This window comes from Micromonospora sp. NPDC005215 (genome assembly GCF_040607915.1).
In the GTDB taxonomy this organism is placed as follows: domain Bacteria; phylum Actinomycetota; class Actinomycetes; order Mycobacteriales; family Micromonosporaceae; genus Micromonospora.
On record NZ_JBEXHQ010000048.1, the window covers coordinates 38343 to 58182 of the forward strand.

Consider the following 19840-nt stretch of genomic DNA (forward strand, 5'->3'; position numbering starts at 1 on the left):
GCGACGGGTCGAGCCGCGCCCCGACGATACGTCCCCGACGGATGTACCGCATAGAGTGTGGACGATCGGTAATGGCGGCGGTGATCCGATGTCCGATTACTGACTTCTGTCGCCCGTGGTATGTATTTCGCTCAATATGTTCGCTATCATCGGCGGCTGCATCGCCGATCGTCCACACTCTCACGGGGGTACGAGGTGATGGATCAGCCGGTTCCACCCACCCTGCGCCAGTCGTCCGGTCAGTCGCCGGTCGCGCTCGCGGGTGCCACGGCGGGCACCGACACCTGGCCGGGCGTCCCGGGGCAACGCGTCGAGCCCCGCCCGGTCCCACCCGTCCAGACCGGACGTTCGGTCGCGCTGGTGCACGAGTGGTTCACCGCGACCGGCGGTGCGGAACAGGTCTTCCGGCAACTCACCGAGGTCTTCCCGACCGCCGAGCGGTTCGCGCTCTGGAGTGACGACGACGCCGACCCGCCACCGCTGCGGGTGTCGTGGCTGGCCCGGACACCGCTGCGCGGCAACAAGGCGGTCGCCCTGCCGTTCATGCCGCTGGTCTGGCGGACCCTCACCCGCGACCGGTTCGACGTGGTGATCTCCTCCAGCCACGCCTTCGCGCACACGGTCCGGCTCGGCAGTCCCGACCGCACCCGGTACCTCAGCTACGTCCACGCTCCCGCCCGCTATCTCTGGAACCCGGGGGTCGACGACCGCGCGTCCGGGCCGATGCTGGCCGTGCCCCGACGACTGATGCGGGCGCTCGACGTCGGGCTCAGCCACCACGTGCACAGTTACGCGGCCAACTCCGTCGAGGTGCGCGACCGGATCCGGCGGCACTGGGGGCGCGACGCCTGGGTGATCAACCCGCCGGTCGATGTGGACTTCTTCTCCGCCGCCCCGACCGCAGACCGGGCGCAACCGCGCGACTACCTGCTGGGCGTCGGGCGCTGGGTGCGCTACAAGAACTTCGACCTGATCATCGCCATCGCCGAGGAGGCCGGCCTACCCCTGGTCATCGCCGGCTCCGGGCCCGAGGAGGCCCGACTGCGGCGCCTGGCGCACCAGGCGAGGGTGCCAGTCACCATCGAGGTCCAGCCGGACCGCTTCCGGTTGCGGCAGCTCTACTGGGGCGCCCGCGCCCTACTCTTCCCCGTCCACGAGGACTTCGGCATCGTTCCGGTCGAGGCGCAGGCCTGCCGCACCCCGGTCCTCGGGCTGCGCCGTGGTGGCCTGCTGGAAACGGTCGTCGACGCGCAGACCGGCGTCCTTGTCGACTCGCTCGACCCCCGTGACTACGCTGCGGCGACCAGCCGGCTCGACGAGCTGGACCAGGCGCGGATGCCCGTGCAGGCCGAGCGGTTCTCGACACAGACCTTCGCCCGCCGGGTGACCGAGTGGGTCGAGCATGAGTGTGGCTGACCCGATGCGGGTGCTGCACGTCACCCACACCGCGCAACCCGGTGGGGCCGAGCTGGCCCTGGCCCGCCTGCTCGGTCAGCCGCACCCGTGGCAGGCGGCCCTGTACGCCCCACCCACCGGCGTCGCCTTCGACCAGCTCCCCGCCCAGGAGGTGGCGCAGGCCCGGGATCTGCCGACGCTACCCACCGGCGGCACCCGAAGTGGGGCGCCCCTGCTGGCGGCCCGCTACCTGACGGCACTGCGGGACGGCGCCCGGGTGCTGCGGCGCAGCCCACTGTTTCAGCAGGCCGACCTGGTGCACGCCAACACCGCCGCTGCGGCGATCATCTGCGCGCTCGCCGACCGAGCCGGGCGCCGGCCCCTCGTGGTGCACCTCCGCGGCCCGTTGACCGTCGAGAGCCTCGGCCCAATCGGGCTGCCCGCGTTCCGTCGGCTGGCCATGCGGCGCGCCGACGGGATCATCGCCAACTCCGGGTTCACCCTCGCCAGCGTCCCGCCGGGCCCCCGGGTTCCGGCCCAGCGGACGGTGATCCAGAGCCCCAGCGGGATCTCCGAGCGGCTTGCGCACCCCGAGGTTCGGCCCCAGGTCAGGGCCATCGGGATGGTCGGCCGGCTCCAGCACTGGAAGGGCCAGCACGTCTTTCTCCGCGCGTTCGCCGCGAGCCTGCGCGGCACCGACGTGCGCGCGTACCTCTGCGGTGCCCCGCTCTTCGGCGAGGAGGCCTACGAGACGCAGCTGCGGGACCTCGCCGCCACGCTGGGCATCAGCGAACAGGTCACGTTCCGCGGGCACGTCGACGACATCAACGGTTTCCTCGACTCGATCGACATCCTGGTGCACTCGTCGCTCGGGGCCGAGCCCCTGGGCCAGACCGTGCTCCAGGGGTTGGCCCGGGCGCTGCCGGTGGTGGCCACCGAGGGCGGTGGGCCGGGGGAGTGGATCCGCTCCGGGGTCAACGGAATGCTCGTCCCGCCCGGAGATCCAGACGCGCTCGCCTCGGTGCTGCGTACCCTGGTGGCCTCGCAGCGGCTACGGCATGACCTGGCGACCGCCGCCGCCCACACGCCGGGCCTGCTGTCCGACGCGGACTGCGTGGATCGGCACGCCGAGTTCTTCGAGACCGTCCGCCGCGCCCACCGGCCGGCCCGCGCCCGGGACGCCGCGTGAGCGCAGAGGCACTACGGATCGGGTACGTCCAGGTCCGCCCACCCGGGCTCACCGAGACCTTCATCCCCGCCGAGATCCAGGCGGTGCGGGCGGCCGGGGCGACGGTCGAGATGTTCGTGGCCAACCCGGACGGCAACCGTCGGGCCGAGCCGCGCCGGGCCGCCGTCCAACTGCTCCGCCGTCCCGGCGCGCTCCCGGCCGACCTGCGCCTGCTCGGGCTGCCGTCGCGGGCTGCCGGGGGACGGGGGTTGGCGCGTGGCCTGCTGGCCAGCGCCGCGGCCACCGCCCTCGCCGACGAGATCGCGCGCTTCGACCCGGACGTCCTGCACGCCCACTTCGTCAATCTGCCCACCGCTGTCGCCCTGCTGGTCGGGCGTCGACTCGACCGGCCGGTGACGGCGACCGCACACGCCGCCGACTTCCTGCTCGACCCGGACCCGGCCACTCTGCGTCGCCGGCTGGCCCGACTGCGGCACCTCTTCGTCGTCTCCGCGGCGACCGCCGGCCAACTCGCTGACCGCGGAGTGCCGATCGCGACGATTCCCCACCGGGTCGTCCGGGCCGGCGTCGACGCCCGACTCCTGGACACCCCGCCCACAGTGCCCGCGCCCACGCCGGGCACCCCGACGAGGATCGTCACCGTCGCCCGGCTGATCCCGAAGAAGGGGATCGACACCACAATCGACGCGGTGGCCCGGCTCGTCCAGGCCGGGCATCCGATCCGGTACGACATCTACGGCGACGGTCCACTGCGGGACCAACTGCGCCGCCGGATCGACTCGGCGGGGCTGGCCGACGCCGTGGTGCTGCACGGCGCGGTGCCGCATTCGGTGGCCACTGCCGCACTCGCCAGCGCGCAGGTCGCCGCCCTGCCCTGCCGGCCCGCCCCGGACGGCGACCTCGACGGCATCCCGGTGTTCCTGATGGAGGCGGCCAGTCAGGGCGTCCCCGTGGTCACCACAGCGGTCTCGGGCATCCCCGAACTCGTCGGTCCGGACAGCGGCTGGCTCGTCCCCCCGGACGACCCGGTCGCCCTCGCCGCCGCGATCCGGGCGGTGGTCGCCGAGCCGGTCACGGCCCAACGGCGCGCCCAGGTGCTGCTGCTCCGGCTCCGGTCGGAGTTCGCCCCGGCGGCGCAGGCCGACCGGTTGCTGTCGGTCTGGCGGGACCTGGCCGGCTCGACCCCGACCCGACCGACAGTGCCGTGCGAAGGCGGGCACCGGTGACCCTCAGCGTCGTCTCGTCGTACCTGCCGATCCCTCTCGACCGGGGCGATCCCGTCCGGGTGTCGATGATCTTGCGGGCGCTGGCTCAGGTGCCGGACTGCACCCTGCTGGTGGTCCGCCGCCCGGACACCACCGCCGACCAGGTGGAGCAGTTGCGCCAACTGCTCCACCCGATGCGGGTACGCACCTTCGCGGCCACGCCCTTCCGCTACGACCGCCTCGGTCCGGCGGGGCGATACGCACAGGCCCTCGCGTCCGGTCTGCCGCCGTGGATCCGGAGCCGCTACAGCGCCGACCTGCACGACGAGCTGCGGCGACGCGACGGTGCGGCGATAGCCCTCGGCGAGGCGGCCGGCGCCTACTTCCCCGGGACCCGGTTGCGCTGGCACTGGGACAAGGCCAACGTGCTCGCCGCCAGCGTCCGGCAGGAGATCGAAGCGGCGGGCGACCTCGCGTACCGGCTGCGCGCCCGTTACCTGACCGCCGTCTCGACCCGATTCGAGCGACGGGCGTTGGCGTCCTGCGCGACCGTCTCGGTGACCAGCGAGGACGAGGCCGAGCGGCTGCGCCGACACCACGGCCGGGCGGCCACCTTCGTGTTGCCCAGCTGCGTTCCGCTCCCGTCCGGCCATCAGCCTCAGCCCCAGGAGCGGGAGTTGGTCTGGCTGGGCACCTTCGCGTACGAGCCGAACCTGAGCGGCCTGCGGCGCTTCCTGGCCGAGGGCTGGCCGGCGCTGGTCCGGTCCGGTTACACCCTTACCCTCGTCGGCTCGGGTCTGACCGCGCCGGTCCGCGCCGAACTGGGTCGGCACCCCGGGGTCCGGGTGCGTGGTTACGTCGAGGATCTGCGCGCCGCCCTCGCCAACGCCCGCGCCGGGGTGGTGCCGCTGTGGAGTGGGGCCGGCGTCAAGCTGAAGACCCTCACCCTGCTGGCCCACGCGGTCCCGGTCTTCACCACGACGGTCGGTGCCGAGGGCGTGCCGGCGAGCCCCGCCGTCCGGATCGCCGCGGACCCGACCGCGATGGCCGCCGAGCTCCTCGCGACCACCTCGACCGCCCTGGACGCGATGGCCGCGGAGGCGACGCGGCTGGTGGGCCAGGAGTTCTCCGAGGCCCGGTTCGCGGAACGCCTCCGCACGGCGCTCGGCACCGGTGGTTACCTCGCCGATCGGGGTGCCGCCGGCACCGAACCCGCACGGTGATGGCCGTCGACCGGCTGGTCGCCTCCACCGCCGCCAACCTGCTGATCCCGGTCAGCGGGCTGCTCGTCAGCCCGTTCCTCTCCCGGGAACTCGGGCCGGAGGGGCGCGGGCTGTACGCCGCGCTCACCGTGCCGATCGTGATCTGCGGCTGGCTGGGCACCTACGGTCTGCAGGACGCGCTGACCTTCCACGTCCGGCAGAGCCGGCTGTCCCGGCGGGACGCGGCCCGGGTCAGCCTGTTGGCCGCCGTGCCGCTCGGTCTGGTCGCCGTGCTGCTACTTGGCGTGTTGAGCCTCTTCGTCTTCGACCGGGCGGAGGTCGACCGGCAGCAGTTCATGGTGCTCGCGCTGCTCGCGCCGCTGCACATCCTGGCGAACCTGGCGATCGGCGCCCTCACCGGTGCGGCGGACATCGGCGGCGTCAACCTGATGAAGGTCGTGCCGGCGGCGCTGCGGACGATCCTGCTGGTCATCGCCTGCGTGGCCCTCGACCTGAGCGCCTTCTGGGCCGCCGCGCTCTTCCTGACCGCGACGGCCAGCGGAGCGCTCGTCGGGCTGCCCCGGCTGCGCCGCCGCCCGGTGCCAGCGACGTGTACCGGACCAGCCGATCGGGCCGAGCCGATTCCCGTCCGGTCACTGATCCGGTACGCGCTCACCTGCCTGCCGGGGGTCCTCGCGGCGACCTCCAGCGCCCGACTCGACCAGGTCGTCGGCCTACCGCTGCTCGGTGCACGGGAACTCGGCTTCTACGCGGTGGCGGTCAGCGTGGCGGAACTGCCGACCGTCGTCGCGACCGCCGCCCGGACCGTCCTGATGGGCGGGGCGGGCAGCGAGGACCACGAATCGGTACTGCGGGTGGCCCGGGTCGCCGTGCCGGTGGCGGCGCTCGGATGCACGGTCCTCGCCGCGAGCGCGGGTCTGCTGGTGCCACGGTTCTTCGGCGCCGCGTTCGCCCCCGCCACGCTGCCCACCGTCATCCTCTGCGCGGGCACCGTCGTGTTCACCTGCGTACAGATCTTCAGCGCCCTGCTGCTCGTGCACGACAAGGCGGGCCGATCGTCGGTTGCCCTCGTCGTCGGCTCACTCACCGGCGTACTGCTGCTCGTCGTGCTGGCCCCGCTGGGCGCGGTCGGCGCGGCCCTCGCCAGCCTGGTGGGGTACGCCGTCGCGGCCGGCATCGCGGCCCGGTCGGTACGCAGGTTGCCAGCGGTGCCGTCACTGCGAGCGGTGACCGTGCCGTACGCCGCGGACCTCCGTCACCTGCGCGCCGGGCTCAGGCAGCGGTGGCGGGCTCGCCGGACCGGACCGCCCGAGGCACGGAACGCGGCCAATTCACAGTCAGCCGGCACAGGCGGGGGAGTTTGATGGGTACGGTGTCCAGCGGCCAGACGAAGGGTGCCCTGCTCCGGGCCAGCAGACTGATCCGACCCGACCCCGGCAACGCCGAGTGGCTCGGCACCGCGGGCGTCGTCGTGCTGCTGGTCCTCGCCTGGATCAGGGTGACCCTTCCCCAACTCGTCCAGATCCTGCGGAACGGGCGACCGGCCTTCAACTCCGCAGTGGAGTCGATGCCCCCTGCCGGCCGCGTCCTGGGTGACGTCACCACCGCGGCGTTCATCGGCCTGGCCCTCCTCCTCACCGCGTACGGGCTGCGGCAACGACGCCCGGATCGCGTGTGGGCGCTCGTCGTGGTCCTCGCCCCGCTGGCCGCCATCCACCTCGCGGGGCTGGTGAACGGGCAACCCCCCGGGCCGGTGTCCCTGGCCCTCCCGATCGCCGTTGTCGCCATCTGGGTGCTCCGACCCGGGGCGCAGGCGCTGGCCGCGATCGGTGTGCTCGGTGCGGCCACCGCTGTCGTCGCGATGCTGTTGGCGGTGGTGCGGCCGGACCTGGGGCTGCTCACCGGAGCCGACGCGGGCAACAAGGGTTGGGCGATCGGCGGGTTGCTGGCTGGCCCGTACCCACACTCGAACGTGCTCGGGCTCATCCTCGCCCTCAGTCTGCCGTTCGTGTTCGGCATCCGGCCCACGGCGTCACGTCGGGTCACCCTGGCGTTGATCCTTGTCGCGTTGCTCTGGACCGGTTCCCGGACCAGCCAACTCGCGGCCATCGTCGTCGTGTTGACCTGGGGGCTGCTCCGCTGGCGTACCGGTGGGCGGGTCGACCGGTCCGAACGGGGCCGTCGCCGGCGACTGTCGCTGCTGATCGGCGTCCCGCTGGTCGTCGCGCTCGGTCTGACCGTCTTCAGCCCGCTACTGACGACCGACCCGGCCGGTTTCACCAACCGGGGCCGGACGTGGCGTGCCCTGCTGAGCCGATGGACGGAGCGGCCGCTGACCGGCCACGGCCCGGAATACTTCGAGCGGCAGCCGGACCTGGCCGCGGCGCTCGGCGGCCGGTACACCCACGGGCACAACGTGCTCGTGCACCTGCTGGCCATCGGGGGGCTGCTCACCGTCGTGCTGTTCGCGGTGCTGCTGTACCAGGTCTGGCGGCGGTCGATGCTCCTGGCCGGGGCCGGCAACGTGGGGCCGGCGCTCTTCCTCGTCGCGCTGCTGTGGGTGTCCTGGCTGGAGGCATCGCACGTGTCCGTCACCCTCGCCGGGTACCTGACCTGGCTGCCGCTCGGTCTGATCGCACGAGCCGGGCTGCCCAGCCCCGCGCCCGAGCAGACGACCGGGTCAGAAGATCAGGACGTCCCGTAGGTAGTTGGCGACCCGGCGGAGCTGGTTGGCGCCACCGACCGGCGCGGTCATCCGCAGCACCAACTGTCTGTCGATGTCGCCGCTGCCACTGCGCCAGTACGCGACCACCACCAGCCCGTACCGCTGCGCGCCGTCGACGGTGAGGCTGCTGGTCTCGGCGTACGCCGAGGTGGGGCCACTGCGCACCCACTGCAGCCCCCAGGCCTCCTCGCCGGTACGCATCGCGGTCTGGCGTGGCCCGTCGCAGGGCGCCGGGCAGTCGCGCACGACCAGCTCACCGCCGAGCTCGGCTTCGCTGCCCGCCGGCGCGCCGCACTGGTGTCTGCTGAGCCCGGCGGCCCGCTCGACGGACCTGCACTGCCAGGTCGGCGGCACCTTCACCGGAAACGCCAGACCGTCCAGTCCGTTGAGGGTGAGGATCCGGTCAGTGGCGGCGAAGCGCACCCACTGGGCAGGCCACTCGCCCTGGGCCGGCGGTTCGAGCCCGGGGCTCAGCGGCGCGGAGGCCGGGGCCGGTGCGGGCAGTGCCGACTGACCCGCCGTGGGCTTCGGTTGTGGGGGATCCGTGCCGGGGTCGAGCAGCAGGACCAGACCACCACCGGCGACGAGGCCGAGCACCAGACCGATGACCGGCATGGCCCACCGGCCCGCGCGGGATCTTCTCGGCTCCGACGTCGGAGCCGGCTCCGGTTCGGCTTCCGGTGTGGGTTTCGGGCCGGTGGAGGTCGAGCGAGGCCGCCTGTCCTGCGCTGGCGACGGGACGGCCCACACCGGCATCGAGGCGTGCTCCGTCGGCGTCGGCGTTGGTGGCGTCGGCGTCGGCGTCGGTAGTGGTGGCAAGGCCGGTGGTGGTGGCAAGGTCGGTGGTGGGGGCAAGGTCGGTGGTGGGGGCAAGGTCGGAGTTGTCGGCTCGACGGCCGGCGGTGCCTGGTCGTCCGTCGACGTCGGCCGAGGGGCGCGCGGCGGCGCCGCCTGCTCGGCCGGGGGCCGCTGGTCGGCCGGCGGCGTCGGCGTCGCCTCGGTCCGTTTCGTCTGCGTGGCCTCAGCCGGTGGCTTCCGCGTGGCCTGTGCCCGTGGCGTCTGCTCGGCCTGTCGCGTCTGCTCTGCCCGCGGCGTCTGGCGCGGCACCGGTATCGATGCCTGCTGTGCGTGCTCCGTCTCAGCGGGCGGATCGTCCGGCTCGGCGGGAGCCGGCTGGTAGGTCATCCCGAGGGCGGCGAAAGTGCGCTCGGCCGTCGGCAGGAGATCTTCCGGGTACGCGACCCAGGGAGTGGTGGCGGAGAAGTCCGCATCGACCCAGAGCGGGCTGCCCGCCTCCGAACGAGCGATCGCGTGGCTGGTGGCCGCGAAGGCGTCCCGCCACCGTGACTCTCCAGCGATGCCGACGTCGAGCACCACCACCACGAGAGACTGCTGCCCACCATCGACGGCGGACCAGATGCCGCCAATCTGGCAGACACCCAGTCTCCGGATCCGTTGGTACGGACCAATTGGCTGCATGTGCGACCTCTTCCGCTTGCCCACGTGATGATATCCATGCCGACCCATCCGGACTGGCCCGGCGAAGCCCCGGAGCCGAGGAAGTCTCTGCCTGGATGACGACAGTCAGCGATCAGGTGGCCGTTGGTCGGCCGCCCCGGCGCGCACACCCCCGGACCATCCCGCACCCACCGGCGATAGCCTCGGCCCATGAGCTGGCTGCCCGATGACTTCGTCCACCCCGTGCACGTGCCAGTGCCCAACACGGCGCTGCACCTGCGGCCGATCCGGGAGGCGGACACCGCGCTCGACTACCCCGCCGTGATGGGCTCCCGGGAGCGCCTGTGGGAGATCTTCGGCCCGGCCTGGGCGTGGCCCCCGGAGACGATGACCTATGAAGAGGACCGCATCGACCTGCTGCGGCACGAAAAAGAGATCGCCGCGCACCAGTCGTTCAACTACGCGCTGTTGGACGAGGAGGAGACGGCGATCCTCGGTTGTGTCTACATCGACCCGCCCGAGCGCACCGGCGCCGACGGCGAGATTTCCTGGTGGGTGGTGAACGACCTTGTCGGCAGCGCGGCGGAGCGTGCGCTCGACGCGCTGGTGCCGCAGTGGATCGCCGCCGACTGGCCCTTCCGGCAGCCCCGCTGTCTGGGCCGCGATATCACCTGGCACGACTGGCTCGCGTTGCCGCGCGCCTCGTGACCCGGCCGAGGTGATTCGTGCCGGCGTCCTCGCGCGGGGTCGGGACGCGGCCGCGGCGGTCACCTGTCGCGTCCGGGCGCGGCGGCTCGACCGGCGTTCGGTCGATGACCTCAACGGCGTGCCGTGAGGGGCACGAGGACGAGGATGACGACGCCGAGCGCGGTGGCGCCGACAGCCCACCACCAGAAGAATCCCGAGAAGACCGAGGCGATCAGGAGCCCCACACCGAGGCCCGCCAGCAGGCCGAGGGCGAACAACGTCCGTGCGGGCAGGGCGAGGTGCGGCAGGCGTCGTACCACGAGCACCTCCAGCCAGGTGCCGCCCGACGCCAGCAGTGCCGCGCCGACCACGTCCACGGCCGACAGCCCGTGACCTTCGCTGAGGGCGACGAGGACCCTCCCCTCGTCGCCGGCGGGGACGAAGAGGACGAGCACGCCAGCGGCGACGAGGAGAGCGGCAATGGCGACCTGCCTGCGCGGGGCGCTATCGACATCGCGTGACATCGCCACAGTCTCGGCCATCCGCGACCGTCTTCACAGGAGCCGTATCGGCGAACCTCGAACCTCTGACACCTTGCCTGCGCCACATTCGGCCGAGCACGGGTTGGGCCTACACGTTCGTAGTGGACTGCCCCGACCGTGTTTCCGGCCGTTCAGCCTCGTGGTTCCTGGTTCGTGGAAGGCCAACGCGAAGAGCGGTACGGTCGGTCCGTGCGCGTCGAACTGCTGGTGCCTGCTCGCCGTCGGGGCGTCCGGGTGATGCGTGCCGGCGGGGCCGTGGGGCGTCCTTCGACATCGGGAACGGGATGAGGAATGTCGGCCAGTGATCACCGCGGGCCCGATGGTGGATCCGAAGCTATCTTCGTGAACGACGACGCACGGGTCGCCTGTACGGCATGCGAGCAGGACTGGCAGACCTGGTACCGGGTCCGTGCCGACGGCCGGGTGTTCCTGCTGTGCCCGGAGTGCGATTCGATCTGGCTGCCGGGCGACGATCGTCATGCGGGTCCGACGCGATATCTGGATGAGCTGTTCGGCCCGCAGCCGAAGTTCTTCAACGCCTGGGAGTTGATCGAGGAGTGCGAGCCGCCGTCGGCTGACCGGGAGCGGATGCGGAGTTGAGCCTCGATATCGCGGTGTGGACACCGGACGATGACGCCTACGCCGGTCGGAACGTCGTCGCGGATCCGGCGGGCACCAGCACCGGGGTGGGAGCCGAGAGCTTTCGTCACGAGCTGTGGGGTTCCGCGGCCGCTCGACGTCTCGGGGCGACGTTCCTGCCGCAACTCGCTGACATCACGATCGAGAACCGCGGGAATCTCGTGGTGCCGCCCGGCCAGCTCGACGCCTTCGAGCAGGAGTGCGTGCTCCTGGCCGAGAACGTCGAGCAACTCTCCGCCGGCACCGGATACGACGCGGATCGCATCCTGCACTGCCTGACCAACGTGCGGCACGCTGTGGAGCGCGCCAAGGCGGTGCACGGCGGCATCATCATCTGGTAGCCGTGTCAGGGACGGTCGTCGGGGCAGCGTCCCTGACGCGAGGGCGGCAGGATCGCGGTATGCGGCCTCTGACCTGGGCCGGAGGCCGTTGGAGCGGGCGACGAGAATCGAACTCGCGTAGTCAGTTTGGAAGACTGAAGCTCTACCATTGAGCTACGCCCGCGTGCACCCCGCCAGAACGGGGCGCCCGGACAGCGTACCCAATGCCTCTGCCGACCGCGCAGCCACGCCACCGCCCGGTGGCGCCGGGTTGTGCGCGCGTCGCGTCGCCACACCCCGAAGATCCACTTGACAAGCAGGGATGTGGTGGTCTCCCCCCGCCCGGATACCCGCGAGATCCGGGAAGGCGTGTGGATCTTGATCCCCAAGGCCGCCCGGTCGCCCACGGCGCGCAGGCCCGCGGGCGTTACGGGGTTTTAGGGAGATATGTCCGGGTGGGGGGTGCCCCGGCACCGCCGGAGTCGTGCCGACGGCATAGACTGCACGTCGCCACGGGGTGTGGCGCAGCTTGGTAGCGCACTCGCTTTGGGAGCGAGGGGCCGTGGGTTCAAATCCCGCCACCCCGACTGTCGTCTGCGGCCAGGCCGCCCCGGGTGCCGCCACCGTGCGGTTCCCGGGCGCTGCCGGAGCGTCAGGCCGGCTCGCCTACACTCGATGGGCTGAATCACGCCCAGACTCAACTGAGATCCGTCAAGGAGTACGCCTGTGAAGAGCACCGTCGAGACTCTGAGCCCGACGCGCGTGCGGCTCGCCATCGAGGTGCCGTTCGTCGAGCTCGAGCCGAGCCTCAAGAAGGCGTACCGGGAGATCGGTTCGCAGGTCCAGGTTCCGGGCTTCCGCCGGGGCAAGGTGCCGACCGCGGTGATCGACCAGCGGGTGGGCCGCGGCACCGTCCTCAACGAGGCGGTGCAGGAGGCCATCCCGGAGAACATCCTCGCCGCGGTGCGCGAGCACGACCTCAAGACGCTGGGGCGCCCCGAGGTCGAGATCACCGAGTTCAACGACGGTGACTCGCTCAACTTCACCGCCGAGGTCGACGTCCGTCCGGAGATCACCATCCCGGACGCGTCCTCCATCGAGGTGACCGTCGACGAGCTGCAGATCGACGAGAGCGAGATCGACGAGCAGGTGAAGAACCTGCGGGAGCGTTTCGCGACCCTCAAGACCGTCGAGCGGGCCGCCGTCGAGGGCGACTTCGTCCAGATCGACCTGAACGCCACAGTCGACGGCGAGGACGTGCCGGGCGGCCAGGCGAGCAACATCTCCCACGAGGTGGGCAGCAAGCAGCTCCTGCCCGGCCTGGACGAGGCCGTCGTCGGCCTCGCCGCCGGCGAGGACACCACCTTCACCACCCAGCTCGTCGGCGGCGACTTAGCCGGTCGGGACGCCGAGGTGGCGGTGACCGTGCGCACGGTCAAGGAGAAGGAGCTGCCGGAGCTGAACGACGAGTTCGCCCAGATGGCGAGCGAGTTCGACACGATCGAGGAGCTGCGCGGCGACCTGCGTGACCGGGTCACCCAGGGCAAGCAGGTCGAGCAGATCTACGCCGCTCGGGACAAGGCTCTGGCGCAGCTGGTCGAGGCCGCCGAGATCCCGGCGCCGGAGGGTGTCGTCCGCGAGGAGGTCGAGAGCCGCAAGCAGGCGATGATCGACCAGCTGGAGCGGATCGGCGCCTCCATGGAGGAATACCTCGCGGCCGAGGACAAGACCGAGGAGCAGATCGACACCGAGCTGACCGAGGCGGCGACCGAGGGCGTCAAGGTCCAGCTCCTGCTGGACACGTTGGCCGACGCCGAGGACGTGCAGGTCTCCGACGACGAGTTCGGGCACGAGATCGTGCACCGGGCGCAGCGCGCCGGGATGGCCCCCCAGCAGTACTACGACCAGCTGGTGCGCTCCGGCGCTGCCGCCGCCGTCTTCGGCGACGTGCGGCGGGGCAAGGCGCTCGCCGCCGTCATGGAGCGGATCACGATCAAGGACGCGGCCGGCAACGGGATCACCCTCGACGCCCTGCGTGCCGCCAACGAGGCCGAGCACAACCACGACCACTGATTGATCGTCGGGTGCGGCCGCCGTCCGCCGCTGTGCGGTGGACGGCGGCCGAATCCATTTCTGGGTACGCCCGGAAGTCAGCGTTGCCGGGTACGCCCGGAAGTCAGCGTTGCCGGGTACGCCCGGAAGCCCGCGCCGCGGGTGCCCCCGACACAGCTGCGCTGAGAGCGAACAGTGCCCCGACCGGGACTCTGCCGCCCCGCACAGCGGTTAGTGTCGGGAAAGACGGTACGGAGAGCGAAGGGCTGCCATGACCGACATGCACATCCCCAAGAAGTCGCTCCGGGCGATTGACGCGCGCGGTGGCGACTCCATTGGCAACCTCGACGACTCGGTCTACAACCGGTTGCTCAAGGAACGCATCATCTTCCTGGGCAGTGAGGTGACCGACCAGGTCGCCAACCGCATCTGCGCGCAGCTGCTGCTGCTCGCCGCGGAGGACCCGGACCGCGACATCAACCTGTGGATCAACTCGCCGGGTGGCTCGGTCTACTCCGGCATGGCGATCTACGACACCATGCAGTTCATCGACAACGACGTGTCGACCGTGGCGATGGGCATGGCGGCCTCGATGGGCCAGCTGCTGCTCTGCGCGGGCACCAAGGGCAAGCGGTACGCCCTGCCCCACGCCCGGATCATGATGCACCAGCCGTCCGGTGGTCTGGGCGGCACGGCGTCCGACATCGCCATCCAGGCGGAGCAGATGCTCTACACGAAGCGGATGTTCCAGGAGCGGGTCGCGCACCACACCGGCCAGAGCCAGTCGCAGATCGAGGCGGACTCGGACCGGGACCGTTGGTTCACCGCCCAGGAGGCCATGGACTACGGCTTCATCGACAAGGTGATCATCGGAGCCGCTCAGGTTCCGGATGGCGCCGGGACCCTGAGCTGAGGAGCTGACGATGACCGATCTGAGCTTGCCGCCCCAGTTCGCGGCCGTGCACAACCGTTACGTGCTGCCGTCGTTCGTCGAGCGCACGTCGTACGGGGTCAAGGAATCGAACCCGTACAACAAGCTCTTCGAGGACCGGATCATCTTCCTCGGCGTCCAGGTGGACGACGCGTCGGCAAACGACGTGATGGCCCAGCTGCTGACGCTCGAGGGCACCGACCCGGACCGCGACATCATCATGTACATCAACTCGCCGGGTGGTTCGTTCACCGCCATGACGGCGATCTACGACACCATGCAGTACGTCCGCCCGGACATCCAGACGGTCTGCCTCGGGCAGGCCGCCAGCGCGGCAGCGGTGCTGCTGTCGGCGGGCACTGCGGGTAAGCGGATGGCTCTTCCGAACTCGCGGATCATCATCCACCAGCCGGCCACCGAGGGCGGCTACGGGCAGGGCTCGGACATCGAGATCCAGGCCCGGGAGATCCTGCGGATGCGGACGCAGCTGGAGGACATGCTGTCCCGCCACTGCAACCGCCCGATCGAGCAGGTTCGCAAGGACATCGACCGTGACAAGATCATGACGGCCGAGGAGTCCAAGGAGTACGGGCTGGTCGACACGATCCTGACCAGCCGCAAGAAGGGTCTGCTGGCGACTCACTCCGCCAGCTGAGCAGTACCGGGTCAGAGGTTGGCCGGGGCGTCTAGTTCCCGGCCGACCTCTGACACACCCGTTTTGGGGGTCGGAGAATGCCCCGTCAGCGGGTAACGTCGGGTCCGTACCGCTTCGCCGGTTCGGCCGGTGGGGTGAACCAAACCGGGCGGCGCGCGGCGTCCGCAGGTCAGGGCCGGGTCTCCGGCCGATGAGTGCAGGGAGAACGTAGGTGGCACGGATCGGTGACGGCGGCGACCTACTGAAATGCTCCTTCTGCGGCAAGTCGCAGAAGCAGGTCAAGAAGCTCATCGCGGGCCCAGGGGTCTACATCTGCGATGAGTGCATCGATCTCTGCAACGAGATCATCGAAGAGGAGTTGGCCGAGTCCGGCGAGGTGAAGTGGGAAGAGCTTCCCAAGCCGATGGAGATCTGCCAGTTCCTCGACAACTACGTCGTGGGTCAGGACCAGGCCAAGAAGGCGCTCGCGGTAGCGGTCTACAACCACTACAAGCGGATCCAGGCCGAGGCGGCCAACGCGCCCGGCTCCGGCAGTGATGCCGTCGAGCTGGCCAAGTCCAACATCCTGCTGCTCGGCCCGACCGGTTGCGGCAAGACCCACCTGGCGCAGACCCTCGCCCGGATGTTGAACGTCCCGTTCGCCATCGCCGACGCCACGGCCCTGACCGAGGCGGGCTACGTCGGCGAGGACGTGGAAAACATCCTCCTCAAGCTGATCCAGGCCGCGGACTACGACATCAAGCGCGCCGAGACCGGCATCATCTACATCGACGAGGTCGACAAGATCGCCCGCAAGTCGGAGAATCCGTCGATCACGCGGGACGTCTCCGGCGAGGGTGTCCAGCAGGCCCTGCTGAAGATGCTCGAGGGCACTGTCGCCAACGTGCCGCCGCAGGGCGGCCGCAAGCACCCGCACCAGGAGTTCATCCAGATCGACACCACAAACGTGCTGTTCATCTGCGGTGGCGCCTTCGCGGGGCTGGACCAGATCATCGAGTCCCGCACCGGGCAGGGCGGCACGGGCTTCGGTGCCCGGCTCCGGTCGGTGTCCGATCGGTCGACCGATGACATCTTCAGCCAGGTCATGCCGGAAGACATGCTCAAGTTCGGGTTGATCCCCGAGTTCGTGGGCCGGTTGCCGGTGATCACCAACGTGCGCAGTCTGGACCGCAGCGCCCTGGTGCGGATCCTCACCGAGCCACGCAACGCCCTGGTCCGGCAGTACCAGCGCCTGTTCGAGCTGGACGGGGTCGAGCTGGAGTTCGACGAGCCGGCGCTGGAGGCGATCGCCGACCAGGCGATGCTGCGGGGCACCGGTGCCCGTGGCCTGCGGGCCATCATCGAGGAAGTGCTGCTCTCCGCGATGTACGAGGTGCCGAGCAACCCCGACGCCGCCCGGGTGTTGATCACTCGTGAGGTGGTCCTGGAGAACGTCAACCCGACAATCGTTCCGCGCGAGTTCACCGGGCGTCGGGCCCGGCGGGACCGCGAGGAGAAGTCGGCCTGATCCTTCCCACGCCACGCCGGCCGCTCACTCCTGACGCGGCCGGCGTGATCGCGTTCGGCGGTCCCATTCGCCCGACGGGGTGACGACCACCATCATCAGTCTGGCCGGGGCGTCGCTGTCGTTGCGGTAGCCGTGCTCCCGGTCGGCGTGTATCTCGATGGTCTCCCCGGCGCGGACGGGATGGTCCTGCCCGTCGACCCGGACGATCACCGTGCCGTCCAGGATGTGCAGCACCTCGCGGGTGCCGCGCGGGTGGTCGAGGGAACGGTGCGCCTCCCCGGGCACGAGCCGCCAGTCCCAGAACTCGACGAGATCCGGCTCGCCCAACCCGCTCAGCAGGCGGCCTGTGCCGCCGTGCTCGCCCTGCCAGAGCACTGGCGCCTCGCCGGCTGAACTGATCTTCACGGCCCGTTCCTCGGCCGGTTCGAGCAGTCGGGCGATGTTGACGCCGAACGCGTCGGCGACCCGGCACAGTGTGCCGACGCTCGGGTTGGTGCGCGAGCCCTCGATCTGCACGAGCATGCCCTTGCTCACCCCGGACCGGCCGGCCAACTCGTCGAAGGACCAGCCTCGGGCGGCCCGTAGTTCGCGTACCTGGCGGGCCACCGCGGCGGTAACCGCGCCTACCCGATCCGGTCCCGGCTCGGTCATTAAACTATCCCTCGCGGTCAGTATTGTGGTACGACAGACACATGATACCCATTGTCCTGGCCGCGCTGGCCGCCGTCGCGTTCGGTACGGCCGACTTCTCCGGAGGCAGGGCGTCCCGACACGCCGACCCGATCGCCGTCACCGTGATCTCCCAACTGCTGAGTGTCCCGCTGCTGGTCGTGCTGGTGCTGGTCGTGCCCGGGACCCCGCACGTCGGTGACCTCGGCTGGGGGCTTCTCGCCGGGGTGGCCGGCGCGGGCGGTGTCATGCTGCTCTACCGGGCTCTCTCCGGCGGGATGATGGTTGTGGTGGCGCCGGTCACCGCGATCACCGCCGCGGTGGTGCCGATCATCGCCGGTCTCTTCACGGCGTCCTTCCCGGGTGCTCTGGCGCTCACCGGTGCTGGCCTCGCGGTGCTGGCCATCGCCCTGGTCAGCCTGGGAGGAAGCGGCGGCCGGCGAGCCATCCCGCCGCGGCTGGTCGGGCTCGCCCTCGCCGCCGGGGCGCTGTTCGGTGTCTTCTACACACTCCTGGGCCAGGCCGACGAGAGCGCCGGAATGTGGCCGGTGGCGGCGGTTCGGGCAAGCTCGATCGCGTTCGGCCTCGCGCTGGCCCTCGGCACCCGGGCGCGGCTGCGCCTCGGGCGACGGGAGTTGGGCTGGGCAGCGGTCGCCGGTCTGCTCGACAGCGCTGCCAACGCGCTCTTCCTCGCCGCCGCTGCCCGTGGTCACCTGAGCATCGTCGCGGCGGTCGCCGCGCTCTACCCGGCCAGCACCGTGCTGCTGGCGTTGGCCGTCGACCGGGAGCGGCTGCGCCTCGTCCAGATCACCGGGCTCGGCTTCGCCGCCGGCGCGTTGGTGCTGGCCAGCCTCTGACGCTGTCCGAGCCGCCCTTCCGGCCGTACCCTGTGCTCATGCGCGTCGCGGTCTGCCAACTGAACGCCCGGGACGACCGTAAGGCCAACCTGGCCGCCGCGGAGGCCCTGCTGGGCCGCGCGGCCGCCGGCGGCGCGGACCTCGCCGTCCTGCCGGAGTACGTCGACTACCTCGGTCCGGCCGCCGGGATGCCAGAGCCGGAGCCGGCTGACGGTGAGGTGGGCAACTTCTTCGCCGAGGTCGCCCAGCGGCTCGGCATCTGGCTGGTCGCCGGCTCCTTCCACGAGGCCGGTCCGGACCCGGAACACACCTGGAACACATCGCTGGTCTTCGACCGTTCCGGCAATCTGGCCGCGAGCTATCGCAAGATCCATCTGTACGACGTGGAGATCCCCGGCCGGGTCTCCTACCGGGAGTCGACGGTCGTCGCGCCCGGGGTTCAGCCGGTCGTGGTGGACATCGAGGGTCTGCGGGTCGGCCTGTCGATCTGCTATGACCTGCGCTTCCCGGAGTTGTACCGGCTGCTCGCCACCGATGGTGGGGCACAGCTGCTGGTGGTCCCGGCGGCTTTCATGATGCACACCGGCCGGGACCACTGGGAGGTTCTGTTGCGAGCCCGGGCCATCGAGAACCAGTGCTTCGTGGCGGCGGCCGGCCAGACCGGCGACCACGACCCGGGCCGCACCTGCTTCGGTCGCAGCATGGTGGTCGATCCGTGGGGGACGGTCCTCACCCAGTTGCCGGACGGCCCGGGTGTGTCCGTCGTCGAGCTGGACCTCGACCGGCTCGCCGCGATCCGGGCCGAGTTGCCCAGCCTGGCCAACCGGCGGCTCTGAGCCTCAGCCCTCCAGCAGGACGCCGATCACCGCAAACCCGGCGATGGCCGCGGCGGTTATCAGCAGCGCTGTGGTCATTCGGGATTTGCCCCGCCGGGCCAGTCGTCCCACGGAGAGCACCAGCACGACCAGCACGACCGCGCCGATCACCACCTGCCAGAAGGGCAGAAGAACGCCGAGCAGCGACTCCTCGGCGAGCACGCTGGTGCCGAGCCCGGACTCATCCATGTCTGACACTCTGGCACGGCGGGACTGCCCGCGTCTCCGGCTGCACCGGGACCGTTGCGAACCAGCCGACCGGAACCAGTGATGAACCCTGATTTGCCTTCTCCGGGCCGTCCGCGTAACTTTCTCTCTGCACGGGGGAGGCCGGACAAACTGGCCGAGAACGGGCGCCAGGCTCGTGGCGGAGACGCCGAGCGAGACTGAGGACCGGGTGGTGCGGAACATCCCGAATACGGGGTTGCGAACGCGAAGCCGACCGGGTAAGGTTTTGAAGCCGGCAGGAGCCGGGCGGAGAGCCGCGAAGCGGCGATCGGCCGGCCTGCGGCTTCCCACGACAGTAACGACCGCCGGGTTCGGCGTGCGTCATCGTGGGTCCGGACGAATCACATTGATCACCTCGAACGTGAGGTTGACAATGAAAGTTCGACCAAGTAGGTTTGAGCGGTTGCCCCGAAACGGGGTTCCACTGAGGTGGGGCTTCTGGTCGGTGTGTGGTTGTTCTTTGAGAACTCAACAGGGTGCTTGTAAAGCCAGTGCCAATTATGATTTATACCCCGGACTGGTCAGTTTTTCTGGCTGGTTGGGATTCCTTTGGCAACATTTGTTTGTTGTCAGGATGCTGTTCAACACATTTTTTGTTGGAGAGTTTGATCCTGGCTCAGGACGAACGCTGGCGGCGTGCTTAACACATGCAAGTCGAGCGGAAAGGCCCTTCGGGGTACTCG

At 70.6% G+C, this 19840-nt stretch carries 20 protein-coding genes, 2 tRNA genes and 1 rRNA gene; 18 read left to right on the plus strand and 5 right to left on the minus strand.

What is annotated here, in order from left to right:
• The first annotated feature begins 198 nt into the window (after positions 1-198).
• Genes ABZU25_RS27830 through ABZU25_RS27855 form a run of 6 tightly spaced genes read left to right on the plus strand, consistent with a single transcriptional unit; the run spans position 199 to position 7716 of the window.
• Entirely contained in the window at positions 199-1416 is a 1218-nt protein-coding gene (locus ABZU25_RS27830; RefSeq protein WP_355032317.1) for a glycosyltransferase, read from the plus strand.
• Positions 1403-2584: a glycosyltransferase family 4 protein gene (locus ABZU25_RS27835; RefSeq protein WP_355032318.1), complete on the plus strand. Its 1182-nt coding sequence runs from the start codon at positions 1403-1405 to the stop codon at positions 2582-2584. Before ABZU25_RS27830 ends, ABZU25_RS27835 begins: the two co-directional genes overlap by 14 nt.
• Positions 2581-3810 (plus strand): glycosyltransferase family 4 protein, encoded by a 1230-nt coding sequence (locus ABZU25_RS27840; protein WP_355032319.1) that lies wholly within the window; start codon positions 2581-2583, stop codon positions 3808-3810. Before ABZU25_RS27835 ends, ABZU25_RS27840 begins: the two co-directional genes overlap by 4 nt.
• Positions 3807-5012 (plus strand): glycosyltransferase, encoded by a 1206-nt coding sequence (locus ABZU25_RS27845; protein ID WP_355032320.1) that lies wholly within the window; start codon positions 3807-3809, stop codon positions 5010-5012. Before ABZU25_RS27840 ends, ABZU25_RS27845 begins: the two co-directional genes overlap by 4 nt.
• On the plus strand, positions 5012-6376 hold the full coding sequence (locus ABZU25_RS27850; RefSeq protein ID WP_355032321.1) for an oligosaccharide flippase family protein: 1365 nt from the start codon (positions 5012-5014) through the stop codon (positions 6374-6376). Before ABZU25_RS27845 ends, ABZU25_RS27850 begins: the two co-directional genes overlap by 1 nt.
• A complete protein-coding gene (locus ABZU25_RS27855) occupies positions 6376-7716 on the plus strand; it encodes an O-antigen ligase family protein (protein ID WP_355032322.1) in 1341 nt (446 codons plus the stop codon). The genes ABZU25_RS27850 and ABZU25_RS27855 overlap by 1 nt, the downstream gene beginning before the upstream one ends.
• Here the strand turns inward: ABZU25_RS27855 and ABZU25_RS27860 are convergent.
• A complete protein-coding gene (locus tag ABZU25_RS27860) occupies positions 7693-8352 on the minus strand; it encodes a hypothetical protein (RefSeq protein WP_355032323.1) in 660 nt (219 codons plus the stop codon). The genes ABZU25_RS27855 and ABZU25_RS27860 overlap by 24 nt on opposite strands.
• Between ABZU25_RS27860 and ABZU25_RS27865 the strand changes: the two genes are divergently transcribed.
• Both ABZU25_RS27865 and ABZU25_RS27870 read left to right on the plus strand, forming a co-directional pair.
• A complete protein-coding gene (locus ABZU25_RS27865) occupies positions 8342-8917 on the plus strand; it encodes a hypothetical protein (protein WP_355032324.1) in 576 nt (191 codons plus the stop codon). The genes ABZU25_RS27860 and ABZU25_RS27865 overlap by 11 nt on opposite strands.
• 488 nt (positions 8918-9405) lie before the next feature.
• Positions 9406-9903: a GNAT family N-acetyltransferase gene (locus ABZU25_RS27870; protein ID WP_355032325.1), complete on the plus strand. Its 498-nt coding sequence runs from the start codon at positions 9406-9408 to the stop codon at positions 9901-9903.
• Between the two features lie 110 nt (positions 9904-10013).
• Here the strand turns inward: ABZU25_RS27870 and ABZU25_RS27875 are convergent, their stop codons facing one another.
• On the minus strand, positions 10014-10406 hold the full coding sequence (locus ABZU25_RS27875) for a hypothetical protein (protein ID WP_355032326.1): 393 nt from the start codon (positions 10404-10406) through the stop codon (positions 10014-10016).
• Positions 10407-10766: 360 nt separating this feature from the next.
• On the opposite strand from ABZU25_RS27875, the gene ABZU25_RS27880 reads away from it, so the two are divergent.
• Positions 10767-11024 carry a hypothetical protein gene (locus tag ABZU25_RS27880; protein ID WP_355032327.1) on the plus strand — a complete coding sequence of 86 codons (258 nt, stop codon included), beginning with the start codon at positions 10767-10769 and terminating at the stop codon, positions 11022-11024.
• Positions 11021-11404 carry a hypothetical protein gene (locus ABZU25_RS27885; RefSeq protein WP_355032328.1) on the plus strand — a complete coding sequence of 128 codons (384 nt, stop codon included), beginning with the start codon at positions 11021-11023 and terminating at the stop codon, positions 11402-11404. The genes ABZU25_RS27880 and ABZU25_RS27885 overlap by 4 nt, the downstream gene beginning before the upstream one ends.
• 89 nt (positions 11405-11493) lie before the next feature.
• Here ABZU25_RS27885 and ABZU25_RS27890 read toward each other — a convergent pair.
• Positions 11494-11567 (minus strand) — tRNA-Gly (locus ABZU25_RS27890).
• A 329-nt stretch (positions 11568-11896) separates the two neighbouring features.
• On the opposite strand from ABZU25_RS27890, the gene ABZU25_RS27895 reads away from it, so the two are divergent.
• The 5 genes from ABZU25_RS27895 to clpX all read left to right on the plus strand — a co-directional run bounded on the left by ABZU25_RS27895 (position 11897) and on the right by clpX (position 16528).
• Positions 11897-11970 (plus strand) — tRNA-Pro (locus tag ABZU25_RS27895).
• Positions 11971-12109: 139 nt separating this feature from the next.
• On the plus strand, positions 12110-13456 hold the full coding sequence (gene tig / locus ABZU25_RS27900; RefSeq protein ID WP_355032329.1) for a trigger factor: 1347 nt from the start codon (positions 12110-12112) through the stop codon (positions 13454-13456).
• A 250-nt stretch (positions 13457-13706) separates the two neighbouring features.
• Complete coding sequence (locus ABZU25_RS27905) at positions 13707-14348, plus strand: ATP-dependent Clp protease proteolytic subunit (protein ID WP_007464111.1); 642 nt, start codon at positions 13707-13709, stop codon at positions 14346-14348.
• Positions 14349-14358: 10 nt separating this feature from the next.
• Positions 14359-15021 (plus strand): ATP-dependent Clp protease proteolytic subunit, encoded by a 663-nt coding sequence (locus ABZU25_RS27910; RefSeq protein WP_007464109.1) that lies wholly within the window; start codon positions 14359-14361, stop codon positions 15019-15021.
• Positions 15022-15232: 211 nt separating this feature from the next.
• Entirely contained in the window at positions 15233-16528 is a 1296-nt protein-coding gene (clpX, locus tag ABZU25_RS27915; RefSeq protein ID WP_007464107.1) for an ATP-dependent Clp protease ATP-binding subunit ClpX, read from the plus strand.
• 24 nt (positions 16529-16552) lie between these two features.
• On the opposite strand, the gene ABZU25_RS27920 is transcribed toward clpX, so the two are convergent.
• The gene (locus tag ABZU25_RS27920; protein WP_355032330.1) at positions 16553-17179 is read right to left on the minus strand and encodes an XRE family transcriptional regulator; all 627 of its coding nucleotides are present in this window, start codon (positions 17177-17179) and stop codon (positions 16553-16555) included.
• Between the two features lie 41 nt (positions 17180-17220).
• On the opposite strand from ABZU25_RS27920, the gene ABZU25_RS27925 reads away from it, so the two are divergent.
• Together ABZU25_RS27925 and ABZU25_RS27930 are read left to right on the plus strand one after the other, a co-directional pair.
• Positions 17221-18054 carry an EamA family transporter gene (locus ABZU25_RS27925; RefSeq protein WP_355032331.1) on the plus strand — a complete coding sequence of 278 codons (834 nt, stop codon included), beginning with the start codon at positions 17221-17223 and terminating at the stop codon, positions 18052-18054.
• Positions 18055-18092: 38 nt separating this feature from the next.
• Entirely contained in the window at positions 18093-18890 is a 798-nt protein-coding gene (locus tag ABZU25_RS27930) for a carbon-nitrogen hydrolase family protein (RefSeq protein WP_355032332.1), read from the plus strand.
• A 3-nt stretch (positions 18891-18893) separates the two neighbouring features.
• Here the strand turns inward: ABZU25_RS27930 and ABZU25_RS27935 are convergent, their stop codons facing one another.
• Positions 18894-19118 carry a hypothetical protein gene (locus ABZU25_RS27935; RefSeq protein ID WP_355032333.1) on the minus strand — a complete coding sequence of 75 codons (225 nt, stop codon included), beginning with the start codon at positions 19116-19118 and terminating at the stop codon, positions 18894-18896.
• Between the two features lie 632 nt (positions 19119-19750).
• Between ABZU25_RS27935 and ABZU25_RS27940 the strand changes: the two genes are divergently transcribed.
• Positions 19751-19840: ribosomal RNA gene (locus ABZU25_RS27940) — 16S ribosomal RNA — on the plus strand; the annotation flags it as partial.

Coding starts and splice junctions, on each gene's coding strand:
- ABZU25_RS27830 (WP_355032317.1), top strand. CDS start 199: ATGGATCAGCCGGTTCCACCCACCCTGCGCCAGTCGTCCGGTCAGTCG.
- ABZU25_RS27835 (WP_355032318.1), top strand. CDS start 1,403: ATGAGTGTGGCTGACCCGATGCGGGTGCTGCACGTCACCCACACCGCG.
- ABZU25_RS27850 (WP_355032321.1), top strand. CDS start 5,012: ATGGCCGTCGACCGGCTGGTCGCCTCCACCGCCGCCAACCTGCTGATC.
- ABZU25_RS27855 (WP_355032322.1), top strand. CDS start 6,376: ATGGGTACGGTGTCCAGCGGCCAGACGAAGGGTGCCCTGCTCCGGGCC.
- ABZU25_RS27865 (WP_355032324.1), top strand. CDS start 8,342: ATGACCGGCATGGCCCACCGGCCCGCGCGGGATCTTCTCGGCTCCGAC.
- ABZU25_RS27860 (WP_355032323.1), bottom strand. CDS start 8,352: ATGCCGGTCATCGGTCTGGTGCTCGGCCTCGTCGCCGGTGGTGGTCTG.
- ABZU25_RS27870 (WP_355032325.1), top strand. CDS start 9,406: ATGAGCTGGCTGCCCGATGACTTCGTCCACCCCGTGCACGTGCCAGTG.
- ABZU25_RS27875 (WP_355032326.1), bottom strand. CDS start 10,406: ATGTCACGCGATGTCGATAGCGCCCCGCGCAGGCAGGTCGCCATTGCC.
- ABZU25_RS27905 (WP_007464111.1), top strand. CDS start 13,707: ATGACCGACATGCACATCCCCAAGAAGTCGCTCCGGGCGATTGACGCG.
- ABZU25_RS27910 (WP_007464109.1), top strand. CDS start 14,359: ATGACCGATCTGAGCTTGCCGCCCCAGTTCGCGGCCGTGCACAACCGT.
- ABZU25_RS27920 (WP_355032330.1), bottom strand. CDS start 17,179: ATGACCGAGCCGGGACCGGATCGGGTAGGCGCGGTTACCGCCGCGGTG.
- ABZU25_RS27925 (WP_355032331.1), top strand. CDS start 17,221: ATGATACCCATTGTCCTGGCCGCGCTGGCCGCCGTCGCGTTCGGTACG.
- ABZU25_RS27930 (WP_355032332.1), top strand. CDS start 18,093: ATGCGCGTCGCGGTCTGCCAACTGAACGCCCGGGACGACCGTAAGGCC.
- ABZU25_RS27935 (WP_355032333.1), bottom strand. CDS start 19,118: ATGGATGAGTCCGGGCTCGGCACCAGCGTGCTCGCCGAGGAGTCGCTG.